Origin of the sequence: Bradyrhizobium erythrophlei, assembly GCF_900129505.1 — a bacterium.
In the GTDB taxonomy this organism is placed as follows: domain Bacteria; phylum Pseudomonadota; class Alphaproteobacteria; order Rhizobiales; family Xanthobacteraceae; genus Bradyrhizobium; species Bradyrhizobium erythrophlei_D.
In genome coordinates, this window is sequence record NZ_LT670818.1 from 3245020 (window position 1) to 3257542 (window position 12523).

Below are 12523 nucleotides of genomic sequence, written 5' to 3' on the forward strand. Positions count from 1 at the left end.
ACCATCCTGAATCGTGCGATCGCGACGCGTGTCGCTAGAACTGAATTCGTCAGCTGACAGTTTTGAGCATGATTGGCCCCAATCGAGCAGCCACGTTCAATCGCCGCCGAGGGGGAGGATGCATATCGGATGCACACACTGCGGCTGTTCGAACTGAACACCACAGCTCTCATTTTGAAAGAACTCGGAGCAGCGAGATGAACGTCAAATCCATTGCTGGCCAGCTTGGGGAAAGACGAGTTCGCTCTGCATTATCGTCGGATTCTGCTCAGCCGCTGGCTGACCATTGGCGTGTGTCTGACTTCGTCGCTCTCACAAAGCCACGTGTGATGATGCTTGCTGTCTTCACCGCGCTCGTCGGATTGAGCCGCGCTCCAGTTCGACTTGATCCGCTAACCAATCTTGCCGCGGTTCTTGCCATTGCCGCGGGAGCTGGAGCCGCCGGCGTGCTCAATATGTGGTACGACGCAGATATCGATGCCATCATGAGCCGCACTGCGATGCGGCCAATTCCCCGGGGCAAAATCTCCCGGTTCGAGGCGCTTGTCGTTGGACTCGCTCTTGGCGGTTTCGCAGTGATGGCTCTCGCGTTGGCGACGAACCTCACAGCAGCCGCACTGTTGGCCTGCACCATCCTCTTTTATGTTGTCGTGTACACAGCGTGGTTGAAGCGGTCCACGCGACAGAACATCGTCATCGGCGGCACTGCAGGAGCGCTGCCGCCTGTTATCGGATGGGCCGCTGGAACCGGAGAAGTCGGGCTCGAGCCGCTTACGCTGTTCCTCATTATTTTCCTCTGGACGCCGCCCCATTTCTGGGCTCTCGCGCTCAATCGTACCGACGACTACGCGCGTGCGGACGTGCCGATGTTGCCGGTTGTCGCGGGACGCGCTGCAACGACGCGTCAGATCCTGATCTACAGCGGCCTGCTGGTTCTCGCCTCGGAGCTGCCCTGGATGCTCGGGTTTGCAGGGGCGATCTATGGCGTGATCGTCGCGATCTGCGGGGCTGTTTTCCTGCTGCTCGCACACCGGCTGAACAGAAGCATTGAGGCCGATCGCCGCGCGGCTCACAGGTTGTTTGCGTTCTCCATCTTCTATTTGTTCGTGCTGTTTGCGGCCCTCCTGATTGACCATGGCCGCGGCGTCTCGGCGCATGCCGAACTCAAGTCAGGCGCCGTCCGCAGCGCATGCTGCACCGTCAACTTCAGCGAGGTCTAACATGCGATATGGCTTATTTGCCGCCGTCCTGATCGGTGCCGCGACACTTGGTGGCTGCACGGAAGGCGTGCTCGATCCGCAAGGGCCGATTGCCGTCGCCGACCGAGAAATTCTACTGAACTCGCTTGCCATCATGCTGGCGATCGTGATCCCGGTAATCCTGGCCACACTTGGCGTTGCTTTCTGGTTTCGTGCATCGAATGAGCGGGCGCGCTATCGGCCAAATTTCGCCTATTCCGGCCGTCTCGAGATGCTCGTCTGGTCGATCCCCGCCATGACGGTGTTCCTGGTTGGCGGCGTTGCGTGGGTCGGCGCACACGATGTGAGCCCGCGCAAACCGATCGCATCCACAGTGAAGCCCCTGCGGGTCCAGGTCGCCTCGCTCGACTGGAAATGGCTGTTCATCTATCCCGATCAGGGTGTCGCAAGCGTCAATCGGCTGACCATCCCGGTCGGCACGCCGGTCAGTCTGGAGCTGACGTCCTCAGGCGTGATGAACAGCTTCTTTGTGCCGCAGCTGGGCAGCCAGATCTACACCATGGCGGGAATGATCACCCGTCTTCAGCTGCAGGCCGACTATCCTGGAACATACCGCGGATTTTCTGCGCAGTTCAGCGGCGAGGGCTTTTCCGACATGCATTTCGACGCCGATGCCGTGCCGGACGAAAAGTTCGCGCAGTGGCTTGACTCAGTCCGCAGTGCCGGTCCGGAGCTTGACGCGAAGACTTATGCGGATCTGGCGAAGCCGAGTGCTGCCGTGGCGCCATTCGCCTATCGCTCGGTCGCGCCAGGTCTGTTCGACAGCATCATGGTCTCCGAAATGCAGTCCGACGATGCAATGTGCCGCAGCTATCCCACGTCAATGAGGGCGGAAAGATGAATCTACTTGGCACGCTGAATTGGAGCGCGATCCCCTTCGACCAGCCGATCATCATGGGGGCATCGGGCGGCGTGGTCCTGGCCATCGTCTGCATCCTTTCGTGGGTCACGCTCAAGGGCTACGTGCCTTATCTCTGGCGGGAGTGGCTCACCTCCGTCGATCACAAGCGCATCGGCATCATGTACATTATCCTCGCGCTGATTATGCTGCTGCGCGGCTTTGCTGACGCCATCATGATGCGGGCGCAACAGGCGGTCGCAGCAGGCGGTGCGCAGGGATATTTGCCGCCCGAGCACTTCGACCAGATCTTCTCGGCGCATGGCACGATCATGATCTTCTTCATGGCGATGCCGTTCGTGATCGGAATGATGAATTTCGTTGTGCCGCTGCAGCTCGGCGTCCGCGACATGGCGTTTCCGACCTTGAACTCGGTAGCCCTCGGGCTGACCGCGTCGGGTATTCTCCTGGTCAACATCTCGCTCGCGGTCGGCGAGTTCGCGAAAACCGGCTGGGTCGCCTATCCGCCGCTGAGCGAACTGCAATTCTCGCCCGGGGTCGGCGTCGACTACTATCTCTGGTCGCTGCAAATCTCCGGCGTCGGCACGTTGATGACCGGAATAAACTTCGCCGCGACCATCCTCAAAACGCGGGCGCCGGGGATGAGCTATAAGCGCATGCCCGTCTTTTGCTGGACGTCGCTCGCCGCGAACCTGCTGATTGTCGCGGCTTTCCCGGTCCTGACCGCGACCTTGGCGATGCTGTTGCTCGATCGCTACCTCGGCCTTCACTTCTTCACGATCGATGGCCAGGGCAACGCGATGATGTACGTCAACCTGTTCTGGGTTTGGGGCCATCCGGAGGTCTACATCCTGGTCTTGCCGGCGTTCGGTATCTTTTCCGAGGTTGTCTCGACGTTCTCCGGCAAGCCGCTGTTTGGCTATCGCTCCATGGTTGCCGCGACGATGGCGATCTGCGTGCTGTCGTTCATTGTCTGGCTGCACCACTTCTTCACCATGGGCGCCAGCGCGAATGTCAACGGCTTCTTCGGGGTCATGACGATGATCATCGCCGTGCCGACGGGCGTCAAAGTCTTCAACTGGCTGTTCACCATGTACGGCGGCCGCATCCGGTTCACCGTTCCGATCCTGTGGTCGATCGGCTTCATGGTGACCTTCGTGATCGGCGGCATGACCGGCGTGTTGATGGCCGTGCCTCCCGCCGACTTCCAGCTTCACAACAGCCTGTTCCTGATCGCGCATTTCCATAATGTCATCATCGGCGGCACAGTGTTCGGCCTGATGGCGGGCTACAATTACTGGTTCCCCAAGGCATTCGGCTTCAAGCTCGACGAACGCTGGGGCAGGGCCTCGTTCTGGTGCTGGCTGATCGGCTTCTACATCGCTTTCATGCCGCTTTACGCGCTGGGCCTCATGGGCATGACCCGCCGGATGCAGCATTACGACGTTGCCAGCTGGCAACCGTGGTTGGTGGCCGCAGCAGTCGGCGTCGTCATCATCCTCGCGGGGATCGTCTGCCAGGTTGTCCAGCTCGTGGTCTCGATCCGCGACCGCGAACAACTGAAGGTGACCGCGGACCCATGGAACGGCCGCACGCTGGAATGGGCGACCGCTTCGCCGCCGCCGGCCTGGAATTTCGCTCTGTTGCCGCAAGTCACGGACGTCGACGCTTTCTGGAAAAAGAAGCAGCGCGAGCGCACGCAAGGGCAGCCGGCGAGAGAACGCAAGTTCGAGCCGATCGAGATGCCGAAGAGCAGCGCGACCGGCTTCGTCACCGCATTTTTTGCGGTCGTTACCGGCTTTGCGGTGATCTGGCACATCTGGTGGATGACCGGTGTTGGCGCAATCGGCGTCTTTCTGACCATGCTTACCTTCGCGTTTCGCGACGAAGAGGAAATCGAAATCCCAGCCGAGCAGATTGCGCGGTTCGAGCAGGCGCACCAGGCGGAGATTGCGGTATGAACATCGCTGTTGCAGTTGATGATGAGGTTCGTCACGAGGCGCGTCCGAGTGCAAGCGAGGCCGGTCCCGCCGCAAAGCGGATCGTGGTTGGCTACGGCTTCTGGATATTCCTCTTGAGCGACATCGTGATGTTCTCGGCGTTCTTCGCCGCTTACGCGGTGCTCACGCATGCGACCGCCGGTGGTCCGACTGGCGCGCAGCTGTTCAACCAGCGCAGCGTTGCGATCGAAACCGGCTGCCTTCTCGCGTCGAGCTACACCTGCGGATTGATGTCCCTGGCCATTAGTTCGCGGCGCTACGCCGGCACTTATTTGGCTGCCCTCGTCACCTTCGTGTTGGGGGCCTCGTTCCTGGCGCTGGAGGTGCGGGAGTTCGCCAGTATGATCGCCGTCGGAGCCGGTCCGCAACGCAGCGCGTTCCTCTCCGCCTTCTTTACTCTTGTCGGCTGTCATGGGCTGCATGTCACCGCGGGCCTGGTCTGGCTGGTGGTGATGATGGCTCAGGTCGCGATCAAGGGCTTTCACGCGACCGTCGAACGCCGTCTGCTCTGCTTTTCCCTGTTCTGGCATGCGCTCGATATCGTCTGGGTATGGCTGTTCACGGTGGTCTATCTGATGGGAGTCCTTTCATGACCGACACGCATTACGATCGCGCGCCCGGCGACGCGTCAGCACTTCCCGACGTGGAACAGGGAGCGTCATCCGGCGTGCTTGTCTATACGATCGGATTGGCTCTCGCGGTGGTCCTGACGGCCATGTCGTTCTGGGTCGCCAACACGTCGCTGCTCTGGGTCGGCGGTGTCTCTCTCGGCCTGACCGTCCTCGCGATCGCGCAAATGGGCATCCACCTGGTGTTCTTCCTGCACGTCACCACGGGGCCGGACAACACTAACAACGTGATGGCACTGGCGTTCGGTGTGCTGATCGTCACCCTGGTCGTCGTCGGATCGCTTTTGATCATGGCAGATCTGAACGACAACATGATGCCTGCGGCTGAGCTGATGAATCTGCAAATGCAGCACTGAAGAGCGTCGTAGGGATATAGGCTGCTAATCAACACAAACCACCAAGCCGTCACACGTTTGTCCAAGCACTGGGAACAACACCAACGCTAACATTTCATATTGAATTGATGCGCGGTTGATACGCCACGGATGGTGGGGACGAAAAATGCTGAAAGGATACACTGCGCCGCGGTCCCCACTGGGCGCCGCTGCATTGGTCCCGTCGCCACCTTGGCATTTTGCAGGCGACGTCCTGGCGGTGGAGTTTTGGAATGATCCCGATATATCAGTCCAGACCCTCCCGGCGGGTATCGAGCTTGATAAGATATGTCCAGGCCGCTCTGTTGCACTCTTCACGGATTATCAGTTCACCGCGCAGAACAGCGAATATCTCGATCCCGCCAGATATCAGTGTCGCGGGTTCAGCGTCCTCCTCGACGCGATGTGGAAGGGATCACGAATAGCATGGTGTCCATATTGCTACGCTGATAACGACGCTGCCTTGATGAGAGGCTGGATACAGGGTTATCCGAGAAAATTCGGTGCAGTGCACCAGACCCGCACCTTTGCCACCGCGAGTGCGGCTTCGGCGCCACTCGCGCACGATAGCCGGTTCTCTGCCTGCATGTCCGCCCATGGTCGGTTGCTGGTGCAAGCTCGCATCACCTTGCGCGAAAAAGCAGAGTGTCTTGGCGGCCTGCTCGATCGCCGTATTGTAGGACGGAGATATTTTCCGCGGCTCTCCGCGGGTTGGCACGACACGCCAGCCGTGGATGAACTCGTTCGATGCGTCTCGGATCACCTCCTGATCACAAACATCTGGATCGGCGAGGGAGAGCTCAGTTTTCCGGAGGCCTATGGCGAAGAGTTGGAAGTGCTGGGGCCGCTGAAGGTGGGCCGCGGATATCGATTCTCGTTTTCCTATTCCGTCACCGATATCGAGGTCCTGGCAGACCTGACCGCCTGCAGCCGTGGCTGATGCCGACAAGCGCGTTGTGAATCGCGGCAGGAATAAACAAGCCGACGCACTTAAATCAAATCAATTGTGGCTGGTTCCGGTAGCCTCGTTACCGAAAGTGATGGACGCACGCATCAGGATACGGAAATGCTGAAGGGCTTTACAGTTCCAAAATCGCCATTCGGCCAGGCTGCTCTAACTCCGCCACCACCCTGGCACTATGCCGGCGACGTTGTTGGAGTGGAGTTCTGGACGGACCCCGACGCGACGGCGGCGACATTGCCCAAGGGCCTTTCCCGAGATCCGAAGTCAAACGGTCACGCCGTCATGATGTTTCTGGATTGGCAATTCACGGCCCAGGACGACGAATATCTTGAGCCGGCTCGTTATCAATATCGCGAGGCGTTTATTATGGTCGACGCCATGTATCGCGACGTGCCGGTCATGTGGTGTCCTTACATTTATGTCGACAATGACGCTGCGCTGGCGCGCGGTTGGACGCAGGGGTTTCCAAAGAAAATGGGCAGCATTTTTCAGACGCGCTCCTTTGCGGCCTCAGGTCCCGCCGCAGCGCCGGTCGCGTCCGGCAGCCGGTTTGGCGCCAGCCTCTCGGCGCATGGCCAGCGTCTTGCGGAAGCCTGCGTCACCCTGCACAAGCCGGTAGAAAACGGACTGTCGCTCTTCAGTCGACCCACGGTGCTGTTGCGATACTTCCCGAGATTGGCGGCCGGCTACCAGGACAAGCCTGCCGTCAACGAGCTGGCGATGTCGATCACCGACAATCTCACCGTTGCCGGCGCTTGGATCGGGAAGGGCGAGCTTAATTTTACGGAAACGAGTGGCGAAGAGCTCCACGCCCTCGCGCCGAAACGGATCGAGTCAGGGTTCCGCTATTCACTTTCCTACTCAGTCAGCGATCTGAAAATCCTCGAGGACCATGGCTCGTAGCTGACTGAAAAAATCCTGCCGTACGGCGAAGCGTATAATCCCTCGCTTTGCCGAGAGGGTCTCTGCGGACCCCCCGGTCCCGCGGAGACCCTCGGCCGGGGACATTCTTGTGATAGCTGAGGAAAGATGATCGGCAAAACCGCACGGAATATTTCGGCCGTCTGGGATTGAGATCAATGTTCGCGAATCCCCCACTCGTGGGGGCAGCCCTGCACATCTGTATCCTCGCGTCTCTCACAGCATTTCGGATATGCACGACTGCCCGGTGCTCCGAACAGTTGCAAACTCGGGCTCATCAAGATTTAAAGTATTGATATTGAACACTAAAGTCGTTCTGTGGGGCTGAGCAACATTAACCTTCCATAACGCTGATTAACGAGCCAAAGGGGATCCCTTACTGCACTCTCTCGCCGATTCGAAGGCACGGATAGGTTGTCGAGGGAGTGGTCATGGAAGGACTTCAAACCACCGCAGCAGAGGCTTCCTTTGCAGCCGATCAACAGTTCCACCTGGTTGCAAACAGCGTGGCCAAGCTGCTTGAGACTGCAAGGCGCGAGTTGGGGCGTGATCACGAGGCGGCCAAGGCGTCGCTGGCCACAGCGTCTCACATCCTGCAAGCGGAGATCGAGCGCTGTTCGGGCGCTAGCGGCTCCGCAAGGGGCGGTCTGGCGGCCTGGCAGATCCTTCGCGTGCGAGCTTATATTGACAGCAATTTACACCGCACCATTCACATCCGGGATCTCAGTGCGGTCGCGCGTCGAAGCCCGGCGCACTTCTCCCGCAAGTTCAAATTGGCTGTTGGCGAGTCGCCACATGCCTACGTGGTGAGACGGCGTCTGGAGAGAGCCTGCCACCTGATGATCACCAGTGCGGCATCACTGAGTGAAATAGCCTTGAGCGTAGGCTTTTCGGATCAAGCACATCTTTGCAGGCTCTTCAGACAGGCCTTTGGTCAAAGTCCGGCTAACTGGCGACGCGAGCGCGGAATCCCTGGCGATGTCATCTCAAGAACCGGCTTGGACGAGAATATCCCATGAGCGATCAGCCCGGCAAAGTGCTGAGCTTCGGCCCTTTCGAACTCTCGATCGGAAACAGACTTCTGACAAATGGCGCAAAGGTCGTGCCGCTCGGCGCGCGCGCCATGGATCTCCTCATCGTCCTGGTGGAGCAAGCAAACAAGGTCGTCGGCAGGAGAACTCTGATCGAGCGCGTTTGGCCAGCGAGAGGAGCCGAACACGTCAGCCTGCGCGTCCACATCTCAGCGCTACGGAAGGCTCTCGATCAGGGCGACCCCGGCAGGCGATATATCGCGAACGTACCCGGGCGGGGGTACAGCTTCGTCGTACCAGTAACCTCACTCTCCTCGCAAACATCGAGCGATATCAATCCATCTTCGAGGACCCGAATGCCTGCGCGCTTGATGCGGATGCTTGGACGAAGAGACGCCGTGGCCGCGATCCAGTTGAAGCTGGCCGAGCAGAAGTTCGTGACGATCGTCGGGCCGGGCGGCATCGGCAAGACCACGATAGCGGTGGCAGTTGCTTATGAGATGAGCACCGCTTTCAACAGCCAAATTTATTTCGTCGACCTGAGTGCTCTCGGCGGCGCTTCGCTCGTCGCGCCAGCCGTGGCCGCAGCACTCGGCGTGTCGGTACAAACAAACAATGTCGTACCAGCCTTGATCGATCGTTTGCTGGAAAGGCCAACGCTCATCATTCTAGATTGTTGCGAACACCTTATCGATGGAGCGTCTGCTGTCGCAGAAGAACTGGTTCGCCATGTCCCGACACTGCATTTGCTCGCGACCAGTCGGGAGGCGATGCGTGTTGAAGGTGAACATGTCTATGAACTCTGCGCGCTCGAATGCCCTTCGGAAGATAGCAGCTTGTCGGCGCTGGACGTCTTGCAATATCCCTCCGTTCAACTTCTGGTCGACCGCGTGCGGGCCGTGCGAAGTGACTTCGAATTGGCCGATGCGGATGCGCCGATTGCCGCGAGAATCTGCCGGCGGCTTGATGGAATTCCACTGGCAATCGAACTCGCAGCCTGCAGGGTTGACATATTTGGCCTCGGCAAGACCGCAAGCTTGCTCGACGACCGGCTAAACTTGTCATGGGCAGGGCGGAGAACCGCGCTGCCGAGGCACCAGACCCTGAACGCCACGCTGGAGTGGAGCTATGACCTGCTTGATGAGGCGGAGAAGCGCGTATTGAGCGGCCTCAGTGTTTTTGCCGGCGGATTTACATTTGAAGCGGCGGTCGCCGTCATCGCCGATGAGACGGTGGATGAAGCAAAGGTCTCGGATTGCGTTTGGGAACTCCGTTCGAAATCGATGATTGCCGCTCAGGGACAGGACGGGCGGCTGCGTTTACTGGACACCACTCGTGCGTTTGCTTCACGACGACTTGCCGAAGGCGATGAGGAGGGGCGTTGTCGCCGGCGCCACGCTCTCTACTTCTGCGACTTGTTCAAACAAGGCGCTTCGATGGATATGCCTGAAAGGCTCGGGGCGCATGGGGGCGAGGTCGACAATCTCAGAGCCGCTCTGAACTGGGCTTTCTCGGCCGGGGGTGATGCGAAAATTGGCGTTGAGCTTGCTGCCGCCTCGGCAGGCACCTGGATGGCAATGGCCCTTCTTGCCGAATGCCGAGAGTGGATGACGACAGCCATCAGTCGGCTCGACGATACGAGCACCGGCTCACGGCAGGAAATGATCATTCAGTCCGCACTCGCCAGTTGCATGATGTTCACGGATGGTATGACTGAAGAGTCGTACGCGGGCTGGGAGAAAGCGCGCCTTCTTGCCGAGTGCCTCAACGACACCGAATGCCAGCTCGATTCTCTGCTTGTTCTCTGGGCTCACCAGATACGGCTTCCCAACTATGCCGAGGCGACAGAATTGGCGGATCGGTGCGGCGATGTCGCTGAGGCGAGCGGCAATCACGGCGCGATCGCAACGGCCAATTACATGCGCGGCGTAACCCACCACCACATCGGGCAAATGCTGCAGGCCGAAGCTCATTTCGAATTGTCCCTGCATCGCGATGATGAAGCGGCCCGACAATCTCTCATCAAGCGGTTTGGCTACGATCGGAAAGTCGACGCCCTGGCTGTACTGGCCAACCTGGCCTGGCTGCGGGGCAGCCCTGATCAGACACGGCGTCTCAACCTGATGTCGATCGCCGAGGCACGCCAACTGGATCACGCGGTACCGCTCTGCGTAGCGCTCGCCTGGGCAAGCTTCAACACGTACCTGACAAGTCCGGAGGATCTCGAGACCGAAGCGCTTGCCAACGAGCTTGTCGACCTCGCCGCAAAATACGCTGTGGAGAGCTATCTCGGCTTCGGCCTCAGCATGCAGGCTCTCTGCAGAGTGAGGCGGGGCGAAGGCGATGCGGCTTCGGCGTCGCTCTACCGCGGGTTGGAGAAGTTGTCAGCGGCGCGATATGGGGTCTTCAATTGGATCCTGCAGGCAGAGTTTGCAAGATGTACGGCCGTCGCCGGTCGGCCCCGGCAAGGACTTGCTGTCTTCGAACGAGCGAAGATCAATCTTGACGAGATCCAATGGTACGCTCCGGAACTGCGTCGTATCAGGGGCGAACTGGCCCTTGGCAACGACGAGGGACTCGCGATTGGCAGGCAGTATTTTCTCAGTGCGCTCGAACTATCGGAGAGACAGGCAAGCTTGTCGTGGGCGCTCAGGGCCGCGACCAGCCTTGCTATCGCCGAAACGTCAGCCGAGCGAAAGGAGGCCGCGTGGCGGACTTTACAAGCCACTCACACGAAATTTCGAGAAGGCCTTGAGACCGCCGATCTACGCCTGGCCAAGCAGGTGTTGAATGGCTCATACTGGCGCGACAGCGCGATCAATTTGGCACAGTGACAGCTTGTTGCTGAAGGGGGTTTCGGTTACCATTTTGATGGGGCTGGGGGTATTTGCACAAGACTGACGACGAACGGTGCAACGACCGAATCGTCGAGGATCTTGCGGAATTACTCATGTCGATTCAACATATTGGCTCACCGCGTGCAATCCGGCTTCGGTTTGGCCCATTCGAGCTGAATGTCGCTGAGCGCTCTCTCAAGAAGGCGAACCAGGTCATCCCACTTGGTGGCAGGGCTTACGACATCCTGATCGCACTTCTCGAAAACGCCGGTGAGGTTGTCGGGAAAGCCGAACTGATCGCGAGGGCATGGCCTGACGTAACGGTCGAGGAAGGCAGCCTTCGCGTCCATCTATCGGCGCTGCGCAAGGCACTAGGCGACGGTCAGTTCGGCGACAAATATATCACGAATATCCAGGGCCGCGGCTATAGATTCATCGCGCCGATCACACGCCTTGCCGCGGATTACGACAAGGGTGGCGCATCTGAGGGATTGTCCAACCTGCCGCCCGCGCTGGGCCGCATGGTCGGTCGCGAAAATGTTGTACGTGAGATTCAAGGTCGGCTCCAGACGGACCAACGCCTGATCACAATTCTGGGTGCTGGCGGTATAGGCAAGACGACGGTTGCCCTGTCAGTCGGGCACGGGGCGTTGGCCGGCTTCGCTGGCGCGGTATTCTTCGTCGATCTTTCGACCGTAAACGACAAGGAGCATCTCATTGGCGCCATCGCTTCCGCGCTCGGGCTTGACCCTCGGTTTGTCGATGGCGGGGATGCGTTAGTTGATTTTCTGCACCCTCGAAGGGCTCTGATCATCCTTGATGGTTGCGAGCATCTGATTGAGAAAACCGCGGAGATCGCCGCCTTTATATTTCAAGATGCCCCCGACATCTACATACTTGCGACCAGCAGAGAGGCATTGCGCGTCCCTGGTGAACGCATACTTCGTCTTTGTCCACTGGATTGCCCGCCAGAGCAGCCGGGGCCGACTGCGTCAGAGGCGCTTGCCTATCCGGCCGCACGGTTGTTTGCCGAGCGTGTCAGCGCTCGCCGCGGCAACTTTTTGCTCGGTGACGACGAAGCCCCCATGGTTTCCGAGATTTGCCGCAAGCTTGATGGAATTCCATTGGCAATCGAGCTTGCCGCCGGAAGGGCCGCTATCTTTGGCGTCAGGAACACGGTGACAAAGCTGGGATCGCGCCTCGATCTCTTGAAATTCGGCCGACGAACTGCGAATCCACGACATCAAACGCTCATCGCGACGCTGGACTGGAGTCACGACCATCTTTCCGAGGTCGAACGAGTGGTGCTGCGGCGGGTCGCGATCTTCATCGGGCACTTCACACTGGAGGCGGCGCTCGCCGTGGGGAAGGAAGAGGAAATTGGCCAGCTCGAAATCGAAAGCGCAGTAGAAAATCTTGTCAACAAATCGCTCATACTAGTGTGGCCCAGCCACCGGGGGATGCTTTACCGATTGCTCAATACGACGCGCTGTTATGCCTTGGAGAAACTCGCCGCGAGCGGCGAACATCATTCGATAGCGGCGCGCCACGCGAGCCATTTGAGCCAATTGTCGGAAAACAACCGGGGCAATCCCTTCGACCTGGAAGCCTCGACGATCTCTGGCAGACGCCATGGTACCTGGGCCTAG

10 protein-coding genes are annotated in these 12523 nt (G+C 59.2%); all 10 read left to right on the plus strand.

The window, feature by feature from the left end:
- The first annotated feature begins 197 nt into the window (after window positions 1-197).
- The 10 genes from B5525_RS15055 (at window position 198) to B5525_RS15100 (ending at window position 12523) form a co-directional block, all read left to right on the plus strand.
- Window positions 198-1220: a heme o synthase gene (locus B5525_RS15055; protein ID WP_079566705.1), complete on the plus strand. Its 1023-nt coding sequence runs from the start codon at window positions 198-200 to the stop codon at window positions 1218-1220.
- A gap of 1 nt (window position 1221) precedes the next feature.
- Window positions 1222-2100 (plus strand): ubiquinol oxidase subunit II, encoded by an 879-nt coding sequence (gene cyoA, locus B5525_RS15060; RefSeq protein ID WP_079566706.1) that lies wholly within the window; start codon window positions 1222-1224, stop codon window positions 2098-2100.
- Complete coding sequence (gene cyoB / locus B5525_RS15065; RefSeq protein WP_079566707.1) at window positions 2097-4079, plus strand: cytochrome o ubiquinol oxidase subunit I; 1983 nt, start codon at window positions 2097-2099, stop codon at window positions 4077-4079. Before cyoA ends, cyoB begins: the two co-directional genes overlap by 4 nt.
- Entirely contained in the window at window positions 4076-4711 is a 636-nt protein-coding gene (cyoC, locus tag B5525_RS15070) for a cytochrome o ubiquinol oxidase subunit III (RefSeq protein ID WP_154073233.1), read from the plus strand. The genes cyoB and cyoC overlap by 4 nt, the downstream gene beginning before the upstream one ends.
- Window positions 4708-5103: a cytochrome o ubiquinol oxidase subunit IV gene (gene cyoD, locus B5525_RS15075; protein WP_079566708.1), complete on the plus strand. Its 396-nt coding sequence runs from the start codon at window positions 4708-4710 to the stop codon at window positions 5101-5103. The genes cyoC and cyoD overlap by 4 nt, the downstream gene beginning before the upstream one ends.
- 193 nt (window positions 5104-5296) lie before the next feature.
- Window positions 5297-6061: an acetoacetate decarboxylase family protein gene (locus B5525_RS15080; protein ID WP_197687922.1), complete on the plus strand. Its 765-nt coding sequence runs from the start codon at window positions 5297-5299 to the stop codon at window positions 6059-6061.
- 126 nt (window positions 6062-6187) lie between these two features.
- Complete coding sequence (locus B5525_RS15085) at window positions 6188-6988, plus strand: acetoacetate decarboxylase family protein (protein ID WP_079566710.1); 801 nt, start codon at window positions 6188-6190, stop codon at window positions 6986-6988.
- 449 nt (window positions 6989-7437) lie between these two features.
- A complete protein-coding gene (locus B5525_RS15090; protein ID WP_079566711.1) occupies window positions 7438-8025 on the plus strand; it encodes a helix-turn-helix domain-containing protein in 588 nt (195 codons plus the stop codon).
- A complete protein-coding gene (locus B5525_RS15095) occupies window positions 8022-10871 on the plus strand; it encodes an ATP-binding protein (RefSeq protein ID WP_079566712.1) in 2850 nt (949 codons plus the stop codon). The genes B5525_RS15090 and B5525_RS15095 overlap by 4 nt, the downstream gene beginning before the upstream one ends.
- 116 nt (window positions 10872-10987) lie before the next feature.
- On the plus strand, window positions 10988-12523 hold the full coding sequence (locus tag B5525_RS15100) for an ATP-binding protein (protein ID WP_154073234.1): 1536 nt from the start codon (window positions 10988-10990) through the stop codon (window positions 12521-12523).